This is a genomic window from Pseudomonas monachiensis, assembly GCF_047345015.1.
GTDB lineage: Bacteria > Pseudomonadota > Gammaproteobacteria > Pseudomonadales > Pseudomonadaceae > Aquipseudomonas > Aquipseudomonas monachiensis.
The window spans coordinates 5,378,970-5,402,847 of sequence record NZ_CP178857.1 but is presented as its reverse complement, the minus strand read 5'-3'; the positions used below and the strand labels follow the sequence as shown (position 1 = coordinate 5,402,847).

General features: G+C 61.6%; 22 protein-coding genes. 14 read left to right on the top strand and 8 right to left on the bottom strand.

Features of this window, described 5'->3' with window-relative positions; translation table 11 throughout:
- Positions 1-98 precede the first annotated feature (98 nt).
- The gene (hrpB, locus tag ACMDB8_RS24260; RefSeq protein ID WP_056728813.1) at positions 99-2,615 is read left to right on the top strand and encodes an ATP-dependent helicase HrpB; all 2,517 of its coding nucleotides are present in this window, start codon (positions 99-101) and stop codon (positions 2,613-2,615) included.
- A 9-nt stretch (positions 2,616-2,624) separates the two neighbouring features.
- Here the strand turns inward: hrpB and ACMDB8_RS24255 are convergent, their stop codons facing one another.
- On the bottom strand, positions 2,625-3,554 hold the full coding sequence (locus ACMDB8_RS24255; protein WP_056728812.1) for a LysR substrate-binding domain-containing protein: 930 nt from the start codon (positions 3,552-3,554) through the stop codon (positions 2,625-2,627).
- 226 nt (positions 3,555-3,780) lie between these two features.
- Between ACMDB8_RS24255 and ACMDB8_RS24250 the strand changes: the two genes are divergently transcribed.
- The 5 genes from ACMDB8_RS24250 to ACMDB8_RS24230 all read left to right on the top strand — a co-directional run bounded on the left by ACMDB8_RS24250 (position 3,781) and on the right by ACMDB8_RS24230 (position 9,748).
- Positions 3,781-5,271, top strand: a complete 1,491-nt coding sequence (locus ACMDB8_RS24250; protein ID WP_409078816.1) for an aldehyde dehydrogenase — start codon at positions 3,781-3,783, stop codon at positions 5,269-5,271.
- 21 nt (positions 5,272-5,292) lie between these two features.
- A complete protein-coding gene (locus ACMDB8_RS24245; protein WP_056728808.1) occupies positions 5,293-6,663 on the top strand; it encodes an aspartate aminotransferase family protein in 1,371 nt (456 codons plus the stop codon).
- Between the two features lie 465 nt (positions 6,664-7,128).
- Positions 7,129-8,115: an ABC transporter substrate-binding protein gene (locus ACMDB8_RS24240; RefSeq protein WP_056728804.1), complete on the top strand. Its 987-nt coding sequence runs from the start codon at positions 7,129-7,131 to the stop codon at positions 8,113-8,115.
- An 8-nt stretch (positions 8,116-8,123) separates the two neighbouring features.
- Complete coding sequence (locus ACMDB8_RS24235) at positions 8,124-8,927, top strand: ABC transporter permease (protein ID WP_007990681.1); 804 nt, start codon at positions 8,124-8,126, stop codon at positions 8,925-8,927.
- Entirely contained in the window at positions 8,915-9,748 is an 834-nt protein-coding gene (locus ACMDB8_RS24230) for an ABC transporter ATP-binding protein (protein ID WP_056728802.1), read from the top strand. Before ACMDB8_RS24235 ends, ACMDB8_RS24230 begins: the two co-directional genes overlap by 13 nt.
- Positions 9,749-9,877: 129 nt before the next feature.
- On the opposite strand, the gene ACMDB8_RS24225 is transcribed toward ACMDB8_RS24230, so the two are convergent.
- Together ACMDB8_RS24225 and ACMDB8_RS24220 are read right to left on the bottom strand one after the other, a co-directional pair.
- Positions 9,878-10,957, bottom strand: coding sequence for an endonuclease/exonuclease/phosphatase family protein (locus tag ACMDB8_RS24225; RefSeq protein ID WP_223542007.1), 1,080 nt, complete (start codon positions 10,955-10,957; stop codon positions 9,878-9,880).
- Positions 10,958-11,023: 66 nt separating this feature from the next.
- Positions 11,024-11,698, bottom strand: coding sequence for a YciC family protein (locus ACMDB8_RS24220; protein ID WP_056728798.1), 675 nt, complete (start codon positions 11,696-11,698; stop codon positions 11,024-11,026).
- A gap of 178 nt (positions 11,699-11,876) precedes the next feature.
- Between ACMDB8_RS24220 and ACMDB8_RS24215 the strand changes: the two genes are divergently transcribed.
- The 3 genes from ACMDB8_RS24215 to ACMDB8_RS24205 all read left to right on the top strand — a co-directional run bounded on the left by ACMDB8_RS24215 (position 11,877) and on the right by ACMDB8_RS24205 (position 13,866).
- Complete coding sequence (locus ACMDB8_RS24215; protein WP_409078815.1) at positions 11,877-12,638, top strand: DUF2076 domain-containing protein; 762 nt, start codon at positions 11,877-11,879, stop codon at positions 12,636-12,638.
- Positions 12,639-12,758: 120 nt separating this feature from the next.
- Positions 12,759-13,238 carry an NYN domain-containing protein gene (locus ACMDB8_RS24210; protein ID WP_007990686.1) on the top strand — a complete coding sequence of 160 codons (480 nt, stop codon included), beginning with the start codon at positions 12,759-12,761 and terminating at the stop codon, positions 13,236-13,238.
- Between the two features lie 22 nt (positions 13,239-13,260).
- Positions 13,261-13,866, top strand: a complete 606-nt coding sequence (locus tag ACMDB8_RS24205; RefSeq protein WP_056728794.1) for a 3'-5' exonuclease — start codon at positions 13,261-13,263, stop codon at positions 13,864-13,866.
- A gap of 137 nt (positions 13,867-14,003) precedes the next feature.
- Here ACMDB8_RS24205 and ACMDB8_RS24200 read toward each other — a convergent pair whose 3' ends face one another.
- On the bottom strand, positions 14,004-14,456 hold the full coding sequence (locus ACMDB8_RS24200) for an Lrp/AsnC family transcriptional regulator (RefSeq protein ID WP_007990688.1): 453 nt from the start codon (positions 14,454-14,456) through the stop codon (positions 14,004-14,006).
- A gap of 165 nt (positions 14,457-14,621) precedes the next feature.
- Between ACMDB8_RS24200 and yedA the strand changes: the two genes are divergently transcribed.
- Together yedA and ACMDB8_RS24190 are read left to right on the top strand one after the other, a co-directional pair.
- A complete protein-coding gene (gene yedA / locus ACMDB8_RS24195; RefSeq protein WP_223542006.1) occupies positions 14,622-15,554 on the top strand; it encodes a drug/metabolite exporter YedA in 933 nt (310 codons plus the stop codon).
- 78 nt (positions 15,555-15,632) lie between these two features.
- Entirely contained in the window at positions 15,633-16,973 is a 1,341-nt protein-coding gene (locus ACMDB8_RS24190; protein ID WP_150726987.1) for a DEAD/DEAH box helicase, read from the top strand.
- Positions 16,974-17,090: 117 nt separating this feature from the next.
- Here the strand turns inward: ACMDB8_RS24190 and ACMDB8_RS24185 are convergent, their stop codons facing one another.
- A complete protein-coding gene (locus ACMDB8_RS24185) occupies positions 17,091-18,332 on the bottom strand; it encodes a TIGR03862 family flavoprotein (protein WP_409078814.1) in 1,242 nt (413 codons plus the stop codon).
- A 219-nt stretch (positions 18,333-18,551) separates the two neighbouring features.
- Complete coding sequence (locus ACMDB8_RS24180) at positions 18,552-19,472, bottom strand: histone deacetylase family protein (protein ID WP_056728788.1); 921 nt, start codon at positions 19,470-19,472, stop codon at positions 18,552-18,554.
- Between the two features lie 78 nt (positions 19,473-19,550).
- On the opposite strand from ACMDB8_RS24180, the gene ACMDB8_RS24175 reads away from it, so the two are divergent.
- From ACMDB8_RS24175 to ACMDB8_RS24165, 3 genes are all read left to right on the top strand, one after another.
- Positions 19,551-20,120 carry a GNAT family N-acetyltransferase gene (locus tag ACMDB8_RS24175; protein WP_056728786.1) on the top strand — a complete coding sequence of 190 codons (570 nt, stop codon included), beginning with the start codon at positions 19,551-19,553 and terminating at the stop codon, positions 20,118-20,120.
- A 103-nt stretch (positions 20,121-20,223) separates the two neighbouring features.
- Positions 20,224-21,093, top strand: a complete 870-nt coding sequence (gene tesB / locus ACMDB8_RS24170; protein ID WP_056728784.1) for an acyl-CoA thioesterase II — start codon at positions 20,224-20,226, stop codon at positions 21,091-21,093.
- Positions 21,090-21,683: an HAD family hydrolase gene (locus ACMDB8_RS24165; protein WP_150755010.1), complete on the top strand. Its 594-nt coding sequence runs from the start codon at positions 21,090-21,092 to the stop codon at positions 21,681-21,683. Before tesB ends, ACMDB8_RS24165 begins: the two co-directional genes overlap by 4 nt.
- A 141-nt stretch (positions 21,684-21,824) precedes the next feature.
- Here the strand turns inward: ACMDB8_RS24165 and ACMDB8_RS24160 are convergent, their stop codons facing one another.
- Positions 21,825-22,784, bottom strand: a complete 960-nt coding sequence (locus ACMDB8_RS24160; RefSeq protein ID WP_056728780.1) for an alpha/beta hydrolase — start codon at positions 22,782-22,784, stop codon at positions 21,825-21,827.
- Positions 22,785-23,678 carry a KPN_02809 family neutral zinc metallopeptidase gene (ypfJ, locus tag ACMDB8_RS24155; RefSeq protein WP_056728778.1) on the bottom strand — a complete coding sequence of 298 codons (894 nt, stop codon included), beginning with the start codon at positions 23,676-23,678 and terminating at the stop codon, positions 22,785-22,787.
- Positions 23,679-23,878: the final 200 nt, after the last annotated feature.

The window sequence follows — 23,878 nt, the reverse complement described above, 5'->3', positions numbered from 1 at the left end:
GAAATCTCCTGAGTAGAACGCCAAGAACGTTACTGGTTAGAGCCCAGACTACGCCAAACAGTTCGCCGTTATACTCGCCGCTCTGTTTTGGAGCCAGCATGATTTCTTTGCCGATCGATGAAGTTTTACCCGCCCTGCGTGAAGCCCTCGCTACACGCCACGAAGCCGTGCTCGAAGCGCCGCCCGGCGCCGGTAAAACCACCCGCGTGCCTTTGGCCTTGCTCAACGAGTCGTGGCTGGCCGGTCAGACCATCCTGATGCTCGAACCCCGCCGGTTGGCCGCGCGCGCAGCGGCTGAACGGCTGGCCAGTGAGCTGGGGGAGAAGGTCGGCGAAACCGTGGGTTATCGCATTCGGCTCGACAGCAAGGTCGGCCCCAACACCCGTATCGAAGTGGTCACCGAAGGCATCCTCACCCGGCGTTTGCAGGATGACCCGGCGCTCGAAGGCGTGGGTCTGCTGATCTTCGATGAATTTCACGAACGCAGTCTCGACGCTGATCTGGCGCTGGCCCTGAGCCTCAATGGCCGCGAACTGTTCCGTGACGATCAGCCGCTGAAAATCCTCTTGATGTCTGCCACGCTCGAAGGCGAACGCTTGGCCGGGTTGCTCGACGACGCGCCGATCCTGCGCAGCGAAGGGCGCATGTACCCGGTGGCGATGCGCTGGGGGCGGCCATTCCAGGCCGGTGAATTCATCGAGCCGCGTCTGGTGCAGACCATCCTCGAAGCCTTGGACGACGAGACCGGCAGTGTGCTGGTGTTCCTGCCGGGGCAAGCAGAAATCCGCCGCGTGCATCAGCAACTGGCCGATGCCTTGGGCGAAAACACTCAGGTCCTACTGTGCCCGTTGCACGGTGAACTGGACCTCGCGGCGCAACGGGCAGCCATCGATCCGGCACCGGCGGGCAAGCGCAAAGTGGTGCTGGCCACCAACATCGCCGAGACCAGTTTGACCATCAATGGCGTGAGGGTCGTGATCGATGCCGGGCTGGCGCGGGTGCCGCGTTTCGACCCCGGTAGCGGTATGACCCGTCTCGACACCCAGCGCATTTCCAAGGCCAGCGCCACCCAGCGCGCTGGCCGGGCCGGGCGACTGGAACCGGGCGTGTGTTATCGCTTGTGGTCCCAGGACCAGCACGAGCAACTGGCGGCCTATGGCAGTGCGGAAATACTCTCGGCGGACCTCGCCGGGCTGGCCTTGCAGCTTGGTCGTTGGGGCGTGACGCCCGGGCAACTGGTGTGGCTCGACGTGCCGCCGGCCGCCGCTTATGCACAGGCTCAGGACCTGCTCGAACGCCTGGGGGCGCTGGAAGGAGAAGCGCTGACCCGCCATGGTCAGGCCATGGCCGAACTGCCGGCGCATCCGCGCATCGCGCATTTACTGTTGCGTGGCCAGGCGCTGGGGCTGGCGGACATGGCCTGCGACGTCGCGGCACTGCTCGGCGAGCGCGATATCTTGCGCGGTGCCGGGGCGGACTTGCATAGCCGACTGGCGCTGCTGTCCGGCGAAGAGCGTGCTGCACGCGGCGCGCAGGGCGGGGTGCAGCGCGCACGGCAACTGGCGCGGCAATATCGTGGTTACCTGCGCGGCAAAGCCTCGGAGCCGGTCAGCGATCCCGACCATCCACGCTGGCTCGGCGCCTTGCTGGCGCTGGCCTATCCCGACCGGGTCGCCCAACAACGGCGTGCCGGTGGCGCGGAATACCGTTTGGCCAACGGTCGTGCGGCACTGTTCGCCGAAGCCGACAGCCTGATGAAGCAAGCGTGGCTGGTGATCGCCGATCTGGGCAGTCGCCAGGGCCAGCGTGAGGAGCGGATTTACCTGGCGACGGACTTCGATCCGGCGCTCTTCGATTCAGTGCTGGCCGAGCAGGTGCGCTGCGTCGATCAACTGGATTGGGATGAGCGCGAGGGCGTGCTGCGGGCCGAGCGTCAGCGCAAGGTTGGCGAACTGATCCTCAGCCGCGAGCCACTGACCGGCCTCGACGAAACCGCCCGTAGCCAGGCGCTGGTGAACCTGGTGCGGCGCAAAGGCCTGGAGCTGTTGCCGTGGACCCCGGAACTGCGTCAGTGGCAGGCGCGGGTCGCCTTGTTGCGGCAACTGGACCTCGCCGCCAAGGGCGAGAGCGAGTGGCCGGATGTCAGCGACGCGGCATTGCTCAAGAATCTGGAACACTGGCTGATGCCGTATCTGGGCAAGGTTTCTCGGCTCAGTCACTTCGCCAACCTGGACTTGTCGAGCATCGTCCACAACCTGCTGCCGTGGCCGCTGCCGCAACGGCTGGACGAGCTGGCACCGCATCATTTGAGCGTGCCCTCGGGGTCGTCGATTCGTCTGGACTACAGCGAACAGCCGCCGATTCTGGCGGTGCGATTGCAGGAGTTATTCGGTCTGGCCGAAACCCCGCGCATCGCCGGCGGCCGGCAAGTGGTCAAGCTGCATCTGTTGTCCCCGGCAAGGCGACCGGTGCAGGTGACTCAGGACCTGGCCAACTTCTGGCGCAGCACCTATGCCGAGGTGAAGAAGGATTTGAAGGGGCGTTATCCCAAGCATTACTGGCCGGATGATCCGCTGGTGGCGGAGGCGACTGCACGGATAAAACCGCGCAAGTAATCGCAGCTCCTACACGGACGGCCTTGAGCTTTCGGATTTGGCGGTCAGTTGTTCGCGGCAGTAGTCGGCGAACAACTGCGCCGGCTTGGTCAGTTGCCCACGCTTGAGCCATGCGGCCACCAGCCCGGATCCGGTGACGTTTTCGGCGATGTCCACGCACACTACTTTCTGTCCGTCGTAGGTGCACTCCGAATGCGGCTTGGTCACCAGGATCGAGAACCCGAATCCCTGGCCAACCATGCCCCGCACCATCTCGATCGATGGCGAGCTGAAGGCGATGCGCGGGGTCAGGTCCAGCTCTTCGAACAGGCTGACGAAGTAGGTCCGGCTCGGTTGCACGTCCAAAAGAATCATCGGTTCCAGGCACAGGTCCCGCAATGACACCTGCGCCTGATGGGCAAAGCGGTGATCCGCCGGCAACAACGCATAAGGTCGTTGCGCCGGCATCAGCGGTTCGGTCGCGATGGTGCCGTCCAGGTCGTGTTCGTAGAGGATCGCCAGATCGAAGGCCCCGGAGGTCAGGCCCTGCACCAGCTCTTGTTGCTCGCCATCGCGGATGCGGATTTCTACCCCCGGGTACAACGCCGAAAATCCTGCGATCAATTGCGGCAGGTACAGCGGCGCGACGGTTTCGAAACAGCCGATATCAATCTGCCCGGAGACCACGTCGTTGTCGGCCAGAGCGTTCTGCTCGAACTCCTTGGCCATGCGCAGCAGTTCCTGTGCCTTGCGGTAGAAGCGTGCACCGCTGGGGGTCAATGACACGCCCTGTGCATGATGGCGGATCAGCAGTTGCACGCCGAAACTGTCTTCCAGCCCTTTGATGGCCGTGGAGATCGAAGGCTGGGCGATGTACAGCTTGCGCGAGGCCTCGGCAACGCTGCCGCACTCGACGGTGGTGATGAAGTATTTCAGTTGACGCAGATTGTAGGCAGCCACAGCAAACCTCGGGGGAGAACGGATCAGGCATCCTGGCAATTTGCGCGCCACCCTTATCCGCTCGGGTAGCGATTTGTTGTGTTTGAACAATAACCACATGCTGCGCCAGAAGGGAGATTGGCTACGTAGTTTTTTCTTGGCCTGCGAACACATTTTTACTGGTTTTCCACCGCTCGGGCCTGAGCGACTATCCAATACACAAGAATGTCCTCTGGAGCATCTGAACGTGTTCGAGCTTGAGTATTGGCAACGCAAGGCCGCTTCCCTGCGGTTTCCCGACCAGGCTGTGATAGACGGCCAGCGCCGCGCGGCGCAGTCGGGGCAGACCTTCGCCGCGATCAACCCCGCCACCGGGCAATGCCTGGCCAACGTTGCCGCCTGTGGTGAAGAAGATGTGAACGCGGCGGTGCACAATGCGCGGCAGGTCTTCGAGGCTGGCACCTGGGCTGCGCGCTCGCCGACCGAACGCAAGCAAGTACTGTTGCGCCTGGCCGACTTGATCCTGGAAAACCGTGAAGAATTGGCGCTGCTCGATTCGCTGAACATGGGCAAGCCCGTCACCGATGCCTACAACATCGACGTGCCGGGTGCCGCAGGCGTGTTCCGCTGGTACGCCGAAAGCCTCGACAAACTCTACGACCAGATCGCCCCCAGCGCGCAGAACGTGCTGGCAACCATTACTCGCGAAGCCCTCGGCGTGGTGGCTGCCGTGGTGCCGTGGAATTTCCCTCTGGACATGGCGGCGTGGAAACTCGCCCCGGCCCTGGCCGCCGGTAACTCGGTAATCCTCAAACCGGCCGAGCAGTCGCCGTTTTCCGCCCTGCGCCTGGCTGAGCTGGCGCTGGAGGCGGGGATTCCGGCAGGCGTCCTCAACGTACTGCCGGGCCTCGGCGAGCAGACCGGCAAAGCCCTCGGCCTGCACCCGGACGTCGATTGCCTGGTGTTCACCGGCTCCACCGAAGTCGGCAAATATTTCATGCAGTACTCGGCCCAGTCGAACCTCAAGCAGGTGTGGCTGGAGTGCGGCGGCAAGAGTGCGAACCTGGTGTTTGCCGATTGTCAGGACCTGGATCTGGCCGCGGAAAAAGCCGCGTTCGGCATCTTCTTCAATCAGGGCGAAGTCTGCTCGGCCAACTCGCGGTTGCTGGTGCAGCGCTCGATTCATGACGAGTTCGTCGAGTGCCTCAAGGCCCAGGCTGAACGCTGGTTGCCGGGCGATCCTCTGGACCCGTCGAGCGCCGCCGGGGCCATCGTCGACAGCCGGCAGACCGCGCGGATCATGAAGTTCATCCAGCAGGCCGAACAGCAAGGCGCGACTAAGGTTTGTGGCGGTCGGCAGTCGATCTTCAACGGCTCGGACAACTTCATCCAGCCGACGATTTTCACCGGTGTGACCCCGGACATGCCGCTGTTTCGCGATGAAGTGTTCGGCCCGGTGCTGGCGATTACGCCATTCGACGATGAGGCCCACGCCTTGCAACTGGCCAACGACAGCGTCTACGGTCTGGCGGCTTCGCTGTGGACCGACGACCTCAACCGCGCCCACCGTGTGGCGCGACAATTGCGGGCCGGTACGGTGTCGGTCAACAGCGTCGATGCGCTGGACGTGACCGTGCCTTTTGGCGGCGGCAAGCAGTCGGGTTTCGGCCGCGACCTGTCCCTGCATTCATTCGATAAATACACCCAGTTGAAGACCACCTGGTTTCAATTGCGCTGATAACAAAACGGAGAACTGGCGATGACCACACCACGTGACACCCGCGACTACCAGGCCGCCGACGCTGCGCACCACATCCATGCATTCGTCGATCAAAAAGCCCTCAACGACGAGGGGCCACGGGTGATGGTCCGTGGCGAACGCCTGCACCTGTGGGACAACGATGGCCGGCGTTACCTCGACGGCATGTCCGGGCTGTGGTGCACCAACCTCGGTTACGGGCGCAAGGACCTGGCCTTTGCTGCGAGCCAGCAGCTGGAGCAACTGCCGTACTACAACATGTTTTTCCACACCACCCACCCGCAGGTGATCGAGCTGTCCGAGCTGCTGTTCAGCCTGCTGCCGGCTCACTACAGCCACGCGATCTACACCAACTCCGGCTCCGAGGCCAACGAGGTGTTGATCCGCACGGTGCGTCGTTACTGGCAGGTGCTCGGCAAGCCCGAGAAGAAAATCATGATCGGCCGCTGGAACGGTTACCACGGTTCGACCCTGGCCGCGACGGCGCTGGGCGGCATGAAATTCATGCACGAAATGGGCGGCATGATTCCGGACATCGAGCACATCGACGAGCCGTACTTCTTCGCCCACGAAGGCAACCTGACACCGGCGGAATTCGGTCTGCGCGCGGCCCAGCAACTGGAAGCGAAGATCCTCGAACTGGGTGCGGACAAGGTCGCGGGCTTTATCGCCGAACCGTTCCAGGGCGCCGGCGGCATGATCTTCCCGCCAGAAAGCTACTGGCCGGAAATCCAGCGCATCTGCCGCAAGTACGACGTGCTGCTGTGCGCCGATGAAGTGATCGGCGGCTTCGGTCGCACCGGCGAATGGTTCGCCCACGAGTACTTCGGTTTCGAGCCGGACACCCTGTCCATCGCCAAGGGCCTGACCTCGGGCTACATCCCCATGGGCGGTTTGATCCTGTCGAAGAAAATGGCTTCGGTGCTGGTGGAGCAGGGCGGCGTGTTCGCCCACGGCCTGACCTATTCCGGGCACCCGGTGGCGGCGGCGGTGGCGATTGCCAACCTCAAGGCATTGCGTGACGAAGGCGTGGTGACGCGGGTCAAGGACGACATCGGCCCTTACCTGCAACAGTGCCTGCGGGAAGTGTTCGGCAAGCACCCGTTGGTGGGTGACATCCAGGGCACCGGCATGGTCGCGGCGTTGCAACTGGCCGAAGACAAATCCACTCGCAAGCGTTTTGCCAACGAGAACGATATTGCCTGGCGTTGCCGCACGATCGGTTTCGAGGAGGGGGTGATCATTCGCTCGACCTTGGGCCGGATGATCATGGCGCCGGCGTTGATTGCCAGTCGTGAAGAGATTGATGAGCTGATCGCCAAGACCCTGAAAGCGGTGGATCGTACGGCGCAGGAATACGGCCGGCTCTGATCTTGCTGGAAGGTCCTGCGGACCTTATCGCGAGCAGGCTCGCTCCTACATTGGATTTGTGTCGATCATCGGAAACGAGGGCGACATAGACCCCTGTAGGAGCGAGCCTGCTCGCGATTGCGACAGACATAAAAGATCGCAGCCTTCGGCAGCTCCTACAGGGGATCGCATTCCAATGTAGGAGCTGCCGAAGGCTGCGATCTTTTGCTGTTCTCAAGCTTTGCACCCACCTCGGGCATCCCCGCCCACAGCGCCCTTTCGCGGTGCGCGCTAACCAGTTTTTTCATCACTCGCATCCACATATTTCCTCGTTTTCCTAAGCCCTCCCATGGGCCAACATCGATCTCGCCAGCCCGCCGAATGCTGCCCGCCGAAGGGTCCATCCAGAGACCACAGGTCGCAGCCGATTCAGGGCTGGCCGTACTGCCCATGACAAAACTAAATCAACAGCTTTGGGAGTGCTCCATGACCAAGTCCTTGCTCACCCGCTTCACTTATCCGCTGGCGGTCACCGCCATCGCCGCGACGGTTGCCACCAGCGTCCAGGCCGGCACTCTGTCCATCGGTCATACCACCTGGGTCGGCTACGGCACCCTGTACCTGGCCCAGGACCTTGGCTACTTCAAGGAAAACGGTTTGACCGTCGAATTGCCGGTGGTCGAGGAAGCGGCGATGTACATGGCCGCACAAGCATCCGGCGAGTTGTCCGGCTCGGCGTCGACCATCGACGAGGTGCTCAAGTACCGTCCGCAATTCTGCTTCAAGGCCGTGGCCGCGCTGGACGACAGCCATGGTGGCGACGGCGTGCTGGTAGGCAAGGACATCAAGAGCCTGCAGGAACTCAAGGGCAAGGCCGTTGCGGTCAACGAAGGTTCGACCTCGCAGTTCTGGCTGTCCTATCTGCTGAAAAAACACGGCATGAGCATGAGCGACATCACCGTGCAGAACATGACGGCCGACGACGCCGCCACCGCGTTCATCGCCGGTCGCGTACCCGCCGCCGTGACCTGGGAGCCGCACCTGTCGATGGTTCGCGACAAAAAGCAGGGCAAGGTGCTGATCGACAGCAGCAGCACACCGGGGGTGATCGTCGATGTGGTCGCACTGAATTGCAGCGTGATCGAAAAACAGCCGGAAGACGTCAAGGCCCTGGTGGCCGGTTTGTACAAAGCCGTGCAGTACACCAAGGATCATCCGCAGGAAGCCTACAAAATCATGGCCAAGGGTGTCGGCGGTTACCTGGCCGATCCGAAGGAGCTGGAAGCCGCAGCGCAAGGCGTGCGTTTCTACGATCAGGCCATGAGCGAAAAACTGCTGGGCTCGCCGGGCAAGCCGGGTGACAGCGCACCGCTGATCAAACTGGCCAACGAGACCGCCAGCGAGCTGCAGGGCAAGCCCTACAACGTCAGCAATGACGACCTGATCGACAACCGTTTCGTCACCCCGCTCTAGGAGGCTGCATGTTCAAGCGCAATTCATGGCTGAGCCGTTGCATTACGCCCAAGACCGGTTTGCCGGTCTCGGTGATCTGGAGCGCGAGCGGCCTGGCCTGGGTGCTGCTGGTCGGTCTGTGGGCCGGCTTGTCCTACGGTGGCGTGGTGCCAGGCATGTTCCTGCCGACGCCGGGCGCGGTGGTCGAGGCCGCCGTGCGGTTAGGCCGCGACGGCACCCTTGGCCAACATGTGTGGGCCAGCGTTGAAGTGGTGATGGTCGGTTTCATCGTGTCGTCCCTGGTGGCGGTGCCGCTGGGACTGTTGATGGGCAGCTTCCGCATCGTCCAGGCCTTTCTTGAGCCACTGGTGAACTTCATTCGCTACCTGCCGGTGACCTCCTTCGTGCCGCTGTTCATCCTGTGGATCGGCATCGGTCTGGAGCAGCGGGTGTCGGTGATCATCTTCGGCGTGTTCTTCCAGCAACTGGTGATGATCGCGGACGTGTCCAAAGGCATCTCCAAGGACCTGATCAACGCCTCCTACACCCTCGGTTCCAATCGCCGCGATGCAGTGCTGCATGTGATCGCTCCGGCTTCCCTGCCTGGTGTGCTCGACACCTTGCGCGTGACCATGGGCTGGGCCTGGACTTACCTGGTGGTGGCTGAACTGGTCGCCGCTTCCAGTGGCCTGGGTTACCTGAGCCTCAAGGCCATGCGTGGCTTCCAGGTGGATGTGATTTTCCTCGCCATCGCGATCATCGGCCTGCTGGGCCTGGTCACCGATCAACTGTTCCGTTTCCTACGCCTGAGGATCACCGCATGGGCTCAGTAACCGCCGCCACTCATCGTTTTACCGCGCCTCATGCTGCCCCAGTGAACGCGCCTCGGCTGAAGGTGGACAAGGTCAGCCTGAGTTACAAGAAACCCGATGGCGGTACCTTTACCGCCTTGGAGGAAGTGTCGTTCGAGGTGCCGGACCAGCAATTTGCGGTACTGGTCGGACCTTCGGGTTGCGGTAAGTCGAGCCTGCTGTACCTCACCGCCGGCCTGGCCGAACCGACCTCGGGCGAGATCTACGTCGGCGGCCAACAGGTGGAAGGCCCCGGTGCGGACCGTGGCATGGTGTTCCAGAGCTACACGCTGTTCCCGTGGCTGACGGTGCGGCAGAACGTCGAGTTCGGCCTCAAGCGCCGCGGCATGCCGGCGGCGCAACGCAAGGACATCGTCGACTACTACGTCAATGAAGTGGGCTTGAGCGGCTTTGCCGACAACTACGCCAAGCAGTTGTCCGGCGGCATGATGCAGCGCGTCGCCATTGCCCGCGCGCTGGCCAATGATCCGCAGATCCTGCTGATGGACGAACCCTTCGGCGCCCTCGACAGCCAGACGCGCCTGCAAATGCAGCAGTTATTGCTGCGGGTGTGGGGCAACAGCAAAAAGACCGTGTTGTTCGTGACCCACGACATCGACGAGGCGATTCTGCTGGGTGACCGGGTGTATGTGATGGGCGCCAGGCCAGGGCGGATCAAGCAGACTCTGGATGTGCCGATCGAACGTCCACGCAACCTCGATATGGTCATGGAGCGCTCGTTCATCGAGATGAAGCGCGAGATCTTCGGGCTGCTGCATGATGATCTGGAGGAGGTGCATTAAGTCGAGCATACACAGACCCTGTGGGAGCGGGCTTGCTCGCGAAAGCGGTGTATCAGACAACATTGATCTCGGATGTACTGGCCTCTTCGCGAGCAAGCCCGCTCCCACAGGTATTGTGTTGCCTCGGTATCAGGGCGCAACCGGCAACAAAAACCGCGCAATCACCGGCAGGTGATCGGAGATGCGCAACGTATCATCCTGCCGCACCATCGCCTCCACCCGTTTGATCCGCGGGCTGTAGAACAGGTAGTCGACGGTCCGGTCCGGGCCGTTCAGCCCGGGATCGTTCGGGTAATGGGTCAGCCAGCGTTCGCGGTCGATACCACTGGCTTCGTTGTTGCTCGGGATCATCGGGTACTTGTCCCACAGCAGGTGCAGCGGGCTGTCGGCGGAGTAGGGCGCGCGTTGTGCGTCGGACAGGCGTCGATACTGGCCCAGCGGCAACAGGTTGAAATCCCCACCGATCAGCCACGGCGTGCCACGGCTTTCGAGTTTATCGAGGGCCCTGGCCACGGCGTTCACCTGGTTTTGCAAGGTGTTGTCGGCTCGATTGGCGCGGTCCAAATGGGTATTGAGCACCGCTATTTGCCCGCCATCAATCAACGGCAAGTAGCTCACCAGCAAGGCGTCTTTGGGTTTGAATTGGCGGCTGAGCGGATTGCCCGAGGCGATGGGCAGTTGCAGGCGTTCGGCATGTTCGATCCGGTAACGGCTCAGGGTCGCCAGTTGCCGGCCGACACTGCCGAAGATGTGCGGGTTCGGTACGAAGTCGGCCTTCCAGTCGAACGCGCTGGCGCCACAGGGATACAAGTCGGCAAGCCGTTCCTGCAGCAGTTTGAACTGCTGCTGGTAATCGCTGGCCTTGGCGCCGTCGTCCAGTTCCTGCAACAGCACGATGTCCGGTTGTTCGTCGCGAATCACCCGCGCCACTTCGTCGAGGCTGAAGGCCATATCTTCCGCTGTGGGACGTTCGTCGGCACCGGCGGCCAGGTCATTCCAGAATACGTAGCGCTTGCCGGCCAGGTACTGGACGTTCCAGGTCATCACCTTCAACGCCTGCCCGGGGACCAGGGAAGGGGCCTGGGTACTGCAACTGACTGGCAACACTTCTTTGGCGTCGGGGCGCCAGGTCAGGCTGTAGATCATCGCGCTGATCAGGACGGTCATGATCAGCAGGCCCAGCAGGGTGTAGCGCAGTAGACGGGTCATGGCTCGGCTTAATAGCGTTACAGAGTTGTTCCCGAGCATACCCGAGAGCGATGGTCGCGCCCAAGGTCAGAGCGAGTTGTCATTTCTCTCAGGCAACGGGTTGATCAGCATGAACAACCGGAACAGCACCACGCTGGTAAACAGTTGCAGGAAGCTGTGGGCACTGTCGATCAATAGTGAGATCACCGGGTTCTGCGGTTCCGGGTACGCCGCCAGCGTCACGCCCTTGAGCAGCCACAACGGCCCCATCACACACAGAATGCACAGCAGGATGCGCAAGAAATGCCCTTGGGTCATGCGCAGGCTTTCCTTCATGGCCGCCAGCGGCGCCAGGCCGCGCAACACCAGCAGGTATTCGCCAAACGCCAGGGTCACCATCAAGTAGATACCGGGCAGGAAGTACAGCGACAGGCCCAGCAGAATCAGCACGGTATTGAGCGCCGTCAGCAGGGCGAAGCGCGGCCACAGGTAGGCGGACCTGGACAGCAGCTCGCGGTTGCTCGGCGATTCGCCTCGGCTGCGGGCGTCGAGAAACAGAATCAGCGCGGCGGTGTACAGCGGATACACCAGCAAGCCGACAATCACGCTGATGCCGGGGAAACTGTCCGGCTCGGTGGAATGGTCGACCACTTGTTGCAGCAGTGCCTCAAGCATCACCAGCGGCAGGCACAGTTGCACGATCTGGCCCAGATTGCGCTTGAAGAAATACAGGGAGTCACGCAGCACATCTAACGGATTCATCAGTTGGTATCGCAGGTTGGAAGCAGTGGCCCACTTTAACCGATCAAGCGCAGGGGGAAGCAAACGTAAACGTTCGGTAAAGGACATTGAAACATCTTGTTTCAGCCTCCATTAAGGTCGAGCACCTTATCCTCATTGGATAAAGGCAACGATTTCCCCGGCAATCTACGAGGTCGCCATGAACAGCGAAGAACAAACCCTGATCGATGGACTGTTTTCCCGGCTGCAACAGGCCGAAACGGACTCAGCCCCGCGCGACGCCCAGGCCGAGGCGCGGATCAAGGAACACCTGACGCGCCAGCCCGCGGCAGGTTATTTCATGACCCAGGCGATTCTGGTGCAAGAGGCGGCGATCAAGAGCCTCGATGAGCAGAACAAACAACTGACCCGGCAAGTCCAGCAATTGCAGGCCGAACTGCAACAGGCCAAGGCCCAGGCGACCCCGGCTCCTGCGCCGAGTGGCGGTGGCTTTTTGTCGAGCATCTTTGGCGGCAACTCCCGCGAGCCACAGCCCGCATCAACCCAGAGCGCACCGCCGTCGAACGGTGGCTGGCGTGAGCCGGGACGCTCGTCGTTCGGTTCGCAGCCGCCACAGCAGAACATTCCACAACAGGGCTATGCACCCCAGCAACAGGCTCCGGCAGCGGCCGGCAGCAGTTTCCTCGGTGGCGCGCTGAAAACCGCCGCCGGCGTGGCGGGTGGAGTGATGCTGGCACAAGGCATCAGCAGCCTGTTCCATCACAATCAGCAACCGGAAGTCGTCGAAGTCATCAAGGAAGAGCCGGCCCAGGTCAACGACCAGGGCAACAATGGCTGGGGCGATGACCAGCGCATGGCCGGTAACGATTCCAGGAGCAACGATCAGGGCGGATTCAGCGACGCCGACTACAGCGATGACAGCTCATCGTTCTTCGGCGGCGACGACGATTCCTTCGTCTGACACGCCATTCGTCCGGAGCGCAACCACGCTCCGGGCTGATTATTCGCGGAACAATCCTTCGGGCTGGCATACTGGGCGACTTTTCGGGCCTGGTGCCTGATTCAGCCTCGAGGAAAGCCGGTGAAAAAAATCGCAGTGTTCGCCGATGTCCAGAACCTCTACTACACCGTGCGTCAGGCCTATGGTTGCCACTTCAATTACGCCGCACTGTGGGCTGACATCAGCAAACAGGGCGAGATCGTCGAAGCCTACGCCTACGCCATCGACCGTGGCGACAGCAAACAGCAGCAGTTCCAGCAGATCCTGCGCAACCTCGGTTTCACCGTGAAGCTCAAGCCGTACATCCAGCGCAGCGATGGTTCGGCCAAGGGCGACTGGGACGTGGGCATTACCCTCGACATCATGGATGCCGCCGACCATGTCGACGAAATCGTCCTGGCCTCCGGTGATGGCGATTTCGACATGCTGCTGGAACGCATCATCAGCAAACACGGGGTGCAAGCGGTGGCCTACGGCGTGCCGGGCCTGACCGCCAACTCGCTGATCCGCGCCGCCAGCCGCTACGTGCCGATCGAAGGCGCGTTGCTGCTCAAGAATTGATTTTTACGGAGTTGAAACAGGTTTGGAACGCATAGCAGTCATCGACTTTGAAACCACCGGGATCTCCCCGAGCAGCAGCTGCCGGGCTACGGAAATCGCCGTGGTGATCCTTGAACAGGGGCGCATCGTCGAGCGTTACCAAAGCCTGATGAACGCCGGCGTACGCGTCCCGGCCTTCATCGAACAACTCACCGGCATCAGCAACGCCATGCTGCGCACCGCGCCGTCGGCGGAGCAGGTGATGAATGAAGTGAATGAATTCGTCGGTACCACGCCATTGCTGGCGCACAACGCCGCGTTCGACCAGAAGTTCTGGGACTTCGAGCTCGGACGAATCAAACGCACCCGCTTGCAGAACTTTGCCTGCTCGCTGCTATTGGCCCGACGCCTGATGCCCGCCGCGCCGAACCACAAACTCGGCACCCTCACCACGTTCGCCAACTTGCCCCACACCGGCAAGGCCCACCGGGCGATGGCCGATGCCGAGATGGCGGCCAACCTGACGGCGCACCTGGCGGACGAACTGCGGCACAAGCATGGCTTGCGCGAGCTGTCCCATGATTTGCTGTGCAAGTTGCAGAAGGTCCCGGCGGCGAAAGTGGGCGAGCACCTAAAGCGTTATCGCTGATCCCGAAAACACCGCATAACCCCTGTAGGAGCTGCCGAGTGAAACGAGGCTGCGATCTCTTGATCTTGATCTTTAAAATCAAAGTCAAAAGATCGCAGCCTCGTTTCACTCGGCAGCTCCTACGGTCCCAAAGAAAGCTATTTGCCATTGCCTTCGATGTGCCCCAATGGCACCCGCTTCTCTATCGCACTCGACAACACGATCGACGTCTTGCTGAAGCCAAACGTGGCGATCCGGTTGATCAGTTCTTCCAGCTCCGGCATTGAGCCCACCGCCGCTTGCATGATCACGCACGGGTCGCCGGTCACCCGATGGCATTCGGTCAATTGCGGGATTTTGATCAGGTCGTCGTAGGCTTTCTGGTTACCGTGCTGGTTCAGGCGCAGTTCGATCACGCACTGGATCGGCAGGCCGAGCTTGGCCATGTCGACCTTCGCCTGATAACCGGTGATCACGCCGCTGGCTTCGAGCTTGGCCACGCGCTCGGCCACGGCCGGGGCAGACAGGTTGACCTTGCGCGCCAGGTCCGCGTAGGACGCGCGACCGTTTTCCAGCAGGGCGCTGAGCAGCATGCGGTCGTACTTATCCATCGGGGTGACTCCTGAAAATGGCCAGCTTTCGAAAATACGGTTTATAGCGCTGAACTCCGTGTTTTGAAAAGTGTACTGGCGCTTTAAACAGGTTTTGTAACTTATTTTCCGACGCTGGCCTTTCTAGAATAGCCGTTCACTTGTCCTTGCCTGTGAGCTGCCCCCATGTCCGGCCTTCGTCGCTTTCCCTTACCCTTGATCGCTGCCTTCTTCGCCTTGTATGTGATTTGGGGCTCGACTTACCTGGTGATCCGCATCGGCGTGGAGTATTGGCCGCCACTGCTGCTCGCCGGCATCCGTTTCGTCATCGCCGGGACCTTGATGTATGCCTTCCTGCGCTGGCGCGGGGCGCCGGCACCGACCTGGGCGCAGTGGAAAGCTGCCGGGATCATCGGGATCTTGTTGCTGGCGTGCGGCAACGGCGCGGTGAGCGTGGCCGAACACACCGGCGTTGCTTCCGGTGTCGCGGCACTGGCAGTGGCGACGGTGCCGCTGTTTACCTTGCTCTGCGGATATTTCTGGGGCGCACGTAATACCCGTCTCGAATGGGCCGGGATTGTGCTCGGGCTGATCGGCATCGGCATGCTCAACCTCGGTTCCAACCTGCAATCGAGCCCGCTGGGTGCGGCGTTGCTGATTTTTGCGGCGGCGACCTGGGCCTTTGGCTCGGTGTGGAGCAAACATTTGCCATTGCCTCAGGGCGCGATGGCCAGTGCTGTGGAAATGCTGGTGGGCGGTGTGGTGTTGCTGATTGCCAGCGCAGTCAGTGGTGAGCAGCTGGAAAAGGTGCCGCCGATCGAAGGCTGGGCCGCGTTGGCGTATCTGACCGTGTTCGGTTCGATCATCGCCTTCAACGCCTACATGTATCTGTTGAAGCATGTGCGTCCGGCGGCGGCCACCAGTTATGCCTACGTCAACCCGGCGGTGGCGGTGTTGCTGGGGATCGTGTTCGTTGGCGAGACCATCGGCATCGAAGAAGCCCTGGCGATGGCGGTGATCATCAGTGCCGTGGTGTTGATCGGCTTGCCACAATGGCGCCGCACGCCAGAACGGCCAGTGGTGGTGACGGCAGTACCGACAGAATCCCGTGTGAATTAGGGTAAACTGCGCGGTATTGCATCTTGTTTTGCACACTTGTTTTGAACAACCCGCGCTGAATTTTCCTACGGTACTCCCATGACTTTCGCCACCCTTGGCCTGATCGAACCCTTGCTGCGCTCCCTCGAGACGCTCGGCTACCAGACACCGACGCCGGTTCAGGCGCAAGCCATTCCGGCAGTGCTGGCCGGTCGCGACCTGATGGCCGCCGCCCAGACCGGCACCGGCAAGACCGCCGGTTTCGCCCTGCCGCTGTTGCAACTGCTGGCCATGGAAGGGCCGAAAGTCACCGCCAACTCGGTTCGCGCGCTGATCCTGGTACCGACCCGCGAGCTGGCCGAGCAGGTTCACGAAGCCGTGCGCCAGTACGCCGAAAACCTGCCGCTGCGCACCTACGCGGTATACGGCGGCGTCAGCATCAACCCACAGATGATGAAACTGCGCAGCGGTGTCGACCTGTTGGTGGCGACCCCGGGCCGCTTGCTCGACCTGTTCCGCCAGAACGCGCTGAAGTTCAACCAGCTGCAGACCCTGGTGCTGGACGAAGCCGACCGCATGCTCGACCTGGGCTTTTCCGAGGAGTTGGCGAACATTTACCGCGCTCTTCCAAAGAAACGTCAGACGCTGCTGTTCTCCGCGACCTTCTCCGACGACATCCGCCTGCTGGCCGGGCAAATGCTCAACGATCCGCTGACCATCGAGGTCAGCCCGCGCAACGTTGCGGCCAATACGGTCAAGCAATGGATCGTGACGGTGGACAAGAAGCGCAAGCCGGAACTGTTCGTGCACCTGATGCGCAAGGGCAAGTGGAAGCAGGTGCTGGTGTTCGCCAAGACCCGCAACGGCGTGGATGCGCTGGTGGATAAACTCCAGGGCCTGGGCATCAACGCAGACGGCATCCACGGCGACAAACCCCAGGCGACTCGTCAGCGCGCACTGGATCGTTTCAAGGCCAGTGAAGTGCAGATCCTGGTCGCTACCGACGTGGCCGCCCGTGGCCTGGACATCGAAGACCTGCCGTTGGTGGTCAACTTCGATTTGCCGATTGTCGCTGAGGACTACATCCACCGTATCGGTCGTACCGGCCGCGCGGGCTCGACCGGCGAGGCGATTTCCCTGGTCTGCGCCGATGAAGTGAATCTGCTGTCGGCCATCGAGATGCTGACCCGCCAAACCTTGAAGCGACAGAACGAGCCGGACTTCGAACCTGAACACCGCGTGCCGGACACCGATGCCAGTGGCCAGGTCGTCAAGAAGCCGAAAAAACCGAAGAAGCCCAAGGCTTCCGGTGGTGGCGGTGGTAAACGCAATCTGGGTCGGTGGGTTGATAGCGGAGAGGTTGCGCCGGCGGAACCTTCGATCAAGCCTGTGCGCAAAGTGCCGGTGTTCAATACCGGGCCGCGCAAGCGTAAGCCTTGATTTACCTCTGCGTCTGTTAGGCCGCCTTCGCGAGCAAGCCCGCTCCCACACTGGATCTGTGTTGTTCACAAATCCCCTGTGGGAGCGGGCTTGCTCGCGAAGGGCGCGCCTCGGTCTTCAGCCCTTGCGCTGCAACCATTTCACCATCCCCAACCCCGCCGCTCGCCCGCTGGCGAAACACGCGGTCAGCAGATAGCCGCCGGTCGGCGCTTCCCAATCGAGCATTTCCCCGGCGCAAAACACGCCAGGCAGTTGCTTGAGCATCAATCGCTCATCCATCGACTCGAACAACACACCGCCAGCACTGCTGATGGCCTCATCCAGTGGTCGGGTTTTCACCAGCGTCAGTGGCAATGCCTTGATCGATTTGGCCAGCAAGGCCATGTCGGCAAAGCAATCGGCGCTGGCCAGTTCACGCAATAGCGCCGCTTTTACGCCATCGATGCCCAACTGACTGTGCAAGTGCTTGGCCATGGAACGCGATCCCCGCGGCTTGCTCAACGCCGCTTGAACTTTATCCACAGGCCGGCCGGGCAACAGGTCCAGATGAATGGTTGCCGAGCCGTGCCGGTTGATTGCCTCGCGGATCGGTGCCGACAGGGCGTAGATCAGACTGCCTTCGATTCCGGTGGCGGTAATCACACATTCGCCAAGTCGCGGCACGTCATCGTTAAGGCCGATAGCGATGTTTTTCAGCGGCGCACCGGCGAATTTGTTGACCATCAATTCGCTCCAGGCCTGCACCTCGAAGCCGCAATTGCTCGGTTGCAATGGCGCCAGTCCTACACCCAGTTGCTCCAGTGCCAGCATCCATGCGCCGTCCGAACCCAGGCGCGACCAACTGCCGCCACCGAGGGCGAGCAGGGTGGCATCGGCTTGCACGGTTTTTTCGCCTTCCGGGCTGTCGATGCGCAATCCGCCACGCTCGTCCCAGCCGAGCCAGCGGTGGCGGGTGTGGATAACTACGCCGCTGTCGCGCAGGTGCTTGAGCCAGGCGCGCAGTAGTGGCGCGGCCTTCATGTCGGTGGGGAATACCCGGCCGGAACTGCCGACGAAGGTCTCGATGCCCAGGTCATGAATCCACTGGCACAGCGCTTCGGCGCCGAAGCCACGCAGCAGCGGGGCAATCTGCGGGGCGCGTTCGGCGTAGCGCGAGAGAAACGCCGGGTAGGCTTCGGAGTGCGTGATGTTCATGCCGCCGACGCCGGCCAGCAGGAGTTTTCGTCCGACCGAGGGCATGCCGTCGTACAGGTCGACCTTGATCCCGGCCTGGCTCAACACTTCGGCCGCCATCAGACCGGCGGGGCCGCCGCCGATGATGGCGACGTGAGGGGGAAGGGGTGACGAGGATTGGGTCATGGGATGCGCTGCGGTCTGGCGGGATAAGCCGGGCATTCTACCAGCCCGAATCCCTGTGGGAGCGAGCAAGCTCGCTCCCACAGGGATGATCGGTGTATTGGAGGGCTGGTTAAAAAACAACCACCGTTCTGTAGCCTATACGCAGCATGGGCTACAGGCCCTTTCACTCAGGTTATCCACAGGCAGTTCCACAGGCATTGTGGGTAAAGCATCCACAACTCAGTGACAACCTGATGACTGCCAGACGCGCTGCGCGCTGTGATGGAGGATGCCGTGACGGCGGGCCAGGGCCTGGCGGTCCTTGCTGTAGCCGCCGCCGATCACCCCGACCAGCGGAATGTCGCGGCCCAGGCAATGGCGCATCACGCTTTCATCGCGGGCGGCGACGCCTTCGTCTGTCAGCTTCAGATAACCCAGGGCGTCGTCCTTGTGCACATCGACTCCGGCGTCATACAGCACCAGGTCCGGCTGGTAGAGCGGCAACAGGTAGTTGAGTGCATCGTCCACCACCTTCAGGTAGTCGACATCGCCCATGCCGTTGGGCAGCGGAATGTCCCAGTCACTTTCGGCCTTGCGTGTGGGAAAGTTCTTCTCGCAGTGCAGGGAAACGGTCACCGCTTCCGGAGTGTTGTGCAGTATTCGCGCGGTCCCGTCGCCCTGATGCACATCGCAATCGAAGATCAGCACCCGATTCACCCGACCACTTTCCAGCAGGTAATGGCTGATCACCGCCAGGTCATTGAAGATGCAGAACCCGGCCGGGTAGTCGTAGTGCGCATGGTGGGTGCCGCCCGCCAGGTGGCAGGCCAGGCCATGCTCCAGCGCCTGCTCGGCTGCCAGCAACGAGCCGCCCACCGCCCGCACCGTACGCCGGGCCAGGGCTTCGTTCCAGGGCAGGCCGAGGCGGCGCTGGTCTTCGCGGGATAATTCGCCACTCATGTAGCGCTCGATGTATGAAGGGTCATGGGCGAGGGCGAGAATCTCTGCGGGACACAGTTCCGGGCGCAACAGGTCGGCATCGCGGGTCAGGCCGCTGTCCACCAGGTGATCGCGCAACAGGCGGAACTTGTCCATGGGGAAGCGGTGATCCGCCGGAAACTCGGGGCTGTAGTCTTCGTGATAAATCAGCGGGAGCGGCATGATGATTTCATTCAGGAATGAGAGAAGAATCCTACCAGCGTTGTAGACTTGCGGCATGCAAACGGAGGGCGGGGAGCAATGGAGCCAATACTGGAACTTGAAAGCGCCCGGCTGCTGTTGCGCCAGTGGCGCGATGAAGATTTACCTGACTTTGCGGCGATGTGTGCCGATCCGCAGGTGATGCGCTATTTCCCGGCAACCTTGAGCCGACTGGAAAGCGCATCATTGATCGGGCGAATCCGTGGTCATTTCGCCGAGCACGGTTATGGTCTCTGGGCTTTGCAGCGCAAGGACTCTGGCCAGTTCATCGGGTTTACCGGGCTTGGCGTAGTCGGTTTCGATGCACCCTTTACCCCGGCCACGGAAATCGGCTGGCGCCTGGCCCGCGAGCACTGGGGGTTGGGTTACGCCAGTGAAGCGGCGTGGACCGCTCTGCGCTGCGGGTTCGACCGCTTGCCGCTGAAAGAGGTCGTGGCCTTCACTACGCAAACCAACCTGCCGTCAGAGAAAGTCATGCAGGCCATCGGCATGCACCATGATCCGGAAAATGACTTCGATCACCCGCGACTCGACGTCGATCATCCGTTGCGTCGGCATGTGCTGTATCGCATCAGCCGGGAGCAATGGCTGCAAACCTTGCATGGATAACCTGGCACGGACGTTTACAATGGCCCCATGGGTAGAGTCCAGAAACTGAATCGAGCGTTGCAGCCAAGGCTGCGCGGCAATGTTTTGCGTGAGGAGCATCTGAATGAGCCAAGTGTTGGATGATCTGGTCGACCTGCTGACCCTGGAACCGATCGAAGAAAACCTGTTCCGTGGCCGTAGCCAGGATCTGGGCTTTCGTCAGCTGTTCGGTGGTCAGGTACTCGGTCAGTCGCTGTCGGCGGCCAGTCAGACGGTGGAAGAGGCGCGCCATGTGCATTCGATGCACGGCTATTTCCTGCGACCGGGCGATGCCGGGTTGCCGGTGGTGTATCAGGTTGACCGGGTGCGTGACGGTGGCAGTTTCAGCACGCGCAGGGTGACGGCGATCCAGAAGGGCCACCCGATCTTCACCTGTAGTGCGTCGTTCCAGTACGACGAAGAAGGCTTCCAGCACCAGTCCGAAATGCCGCAAGTGGTCGGTCCGGAAAACCTGCCATCGGAGCTGGAGATCACCCAGCAGCGCGCGCACCTGATCCCCGAGAAAATGCGCGAAAAATTGCTGTGCCCGAAGCCGATCGAATTTCGCCCGGTGACCGAGAAAGATCCCTACAACCCGCTGCCCTCCGATCCGGTCAAGTACGTCTGGTTCCGCGCCGACGGGGCGTTGGCCGATTCGCCGGCGCTGCATAAATACCTGCTGGCCTATGCCTCGGACTTCGGTCTGCTGGTCACCTCGATGCAGCCCCATGGCAAAACGGTCTGGAACAAGGACATGCAGGTGGCCAGCCTCGATCACGCGTTGTGGTTCCACCAGGATCTGCGTGCCGATGACTGGTTGCTTTACGCAATGGATAGTCCATGGGCCGGCAACTCCCGTGGATTCTCCCGTGGCAGCGTGTTCAACCGTGCCGGACAATTGGTGGCCTCGGTCACCCAGGAAGGCTTGATCCGTCATCGCAAGGATTGGGCATGAGCCTGGCCGACGTGCGTCACTGGGTGTTCGACATGGACGGCACCCTGACCGTGGCCGTGCACGACTTCGCGGCGATTCGCGTGGCATTGGCGATCCCTGCCGAACACGACATCCTGACCCACCTCGCCGCACTGCCGGCCGATGAAGCCGCAGCCAAACATGCGTGGCTGCTGGAGCATGAGCGGGACCTGGCCCTCGGTTCGCAACCGGCACCGGGTGCGGTGGAACTGGTGCGCGAACTGGCCGGGCGCGGTTATCGCCTGGGCATTCTCACGCGCAATGCCCGGGAGCTGGCACATGTCACGCTGGAGGCCATTGGCCTGGCCGACTGCTTTGCGCTGGAGGATGTATTGGGCCGCGATGATGCGCCGCCCAAGCCGCATCCGGGCGGGTTGCTGAAACTGGCCGAAGCTTGGAATGTACCGGCGAGCGAGATGGTGATGGTTGGCGACTACCGCTTCGATCTCGATTGTGGGCGGGCGGCGGGAGCGCGGACTGTATTGGTGAATCTGCCGGATAATCCATGGCCGGAATTGACTGATTGGCATGCGGCGGATTGTGTCGAGTTGCGGCAGATGCTGTTGGCTTGAGTGCTTCGTTGCCTGGTCAACCGCTTTCGCGAGCAAGCCCGCTCCCACAATGATTCTGTGTTGTTCACGATGTCGTGTTCACGCAGATCCAATGTGGGAGCGGGCTTGCTCGCGAAGAGACAGGCCCAGGCACTACAAGAGTCATTGCCCAAACAACGCCTTCTGCCCCTCCGGCGATGTAAACATCCCATCCCCATCATGTCCGACCCCGGGCACTTCAATCAGTTGCTGCTTCAACCCTTGCGGTTGCAACCGCTTCAGATAATCGAAGTAGTAACGCCCGCGGGCCAATCGAGACGGCCCTTGCGCTTTGGCCTCACAACTCTTGTCCAGCGCCGGATGGTTCGGATCGATGTCCTGCTGCCCCAGCAGGTAAACGACTTCACGCTTGAGGTAACTTTCCTGCAACTGCGCGGCGGTTTGTCCTTCGGCGTAGGCCGGTAAATCCGCCAGCCCGTACTTCCAGCGATTGAAATTCGGGCAACCGGCGTGGCTGAACGCTACCGGTCGACGCTCATCGAAATAAGCGTAGGAGGACGGATTGGCGATCACGTAGCGCACCTGCACGCCGGCCGCATCGAGCTCGGATTGCGCGTGGCCGAGCAACGCATAGCGCTGAACCACCTGCGCGCCACCGGAGTGCCCGGCGATGACGATTTGCTTCACATCCGGAAACTGCTGATGGTCGCCCAAGCGGGCGATGATTTCGTCGAGCGCCGCGTAGGAGCTCAGCCGAAACGGTGCCGTGGATTCGCCGCCGGCCATCCATTCATTGCCTTGCCAGCGCAAAACGGTGTCGGCCACCGGATGGACCGCAACGTCAGTTTCATTGAGGAATTGCGGGGCGATCACCAGGGTCGTTGCGCTTTGCCCGGCCAGTTCGGCGGCGTGCTCACCGCTCTGCAGGTAGGTTTGCGCGTTGCGCAAGCGACCATGGAGGATGATCAGCACCCGTTCGATTTTTGCCGGAGCGGGGCTGATGCCCACCGCGATTTCACCTGACTTCAACAGCAGGCGCCCTGAGCTGAGTTCCTTGACCCCAGGCTCGGCGGCCTGGGACGTTGCGCAAGTAAACAGAACAACCAACAACCACTTCTTCATTTACAGATTTTTCGCCGCAAAGGTATCGCACTGGCCAACCTGGCCTTGGGCGAAACCGGTTTTGAACCAGCGCACCCGTTGCGCTGACGTACCGTGGGTGAACGAGTCCGGGACTACACGGCCCTGACCCTGCTGCTGCAAACGATCGTCACCGATGGCGTTCGCGGCGTTCAGTGCTTCTTCGATGTCGCCTGGTTCCAGCCAGTTCAGGCGCTTCTGCGCATTGTTGGCCCAGACGCCGGCCAGGCAATCGGCCTGAAGTTCCTGGCGAACCAGCAAACCACCGTCACCCTCCATCTGCCGGCCTTGCTGGCGTGCGGCCTGAATTTTCGCGGACACCCCGAGCAAGGTCTGCACGTGGTGTCCGACTTCGTGAGCGATCACGTAGGCCTGGGCGAAGTCGCCCGCAGCGGAAAAGCGTTGGGACATTTCCTGGAAGAACGCCATGTCCAGGTAGACCTTCTGGTCGGCCGGGCAATAGAAGGGGCCGGTCGCCGAGGTGGCCAGACCGCAGGCCGAATTCACGCGGTTGCTGAACAACACCAGGGTCGGGTCCTTATATTGGCGGCCGGCCTGCTGGAATATCGCGCCCCAGGTGTCTTCGGTGTCGCCGAGGATCGAGCGCACGAACTCAGCGCTCTCATCATTGGCCGGCGGTGCCTGGCGACTCTGGTTGGTGGCGGGCGCCGATTGCTGCTCCATTTGCCCGGTCAGTTGTCCGAGGATTTGCAACGGATCCTGGCCGGTGATCCAGCCGATGCCGACAATCAAGAGGATCGCCGTCAGGCTCAGGCCCTTGCCACCGCCAAAACGCATGCCGCCGCCACCGCCACCAACATCATCGCCCCGGGCGTCGACCACGTTGTCGCTGCGTCGGCCTTTTTTCCATAGCATGTGCGAATCCTCTTCTGTTCCGGGTAAAGCTCTGTGCGATGAGTGTTGCTGCCAAGTGGGAGGGGCGCCAGTCCGGCCGTCCGTCTTTTTTCCGCGCACAGGTCAATTCCCGGCTACCCGTGAAGGGCTGCCGAGAAGGTTTCAGGCTTGTATTGAACACGGATAACCCATCGAATTCCGTAGGACGATGGTTTTTTATC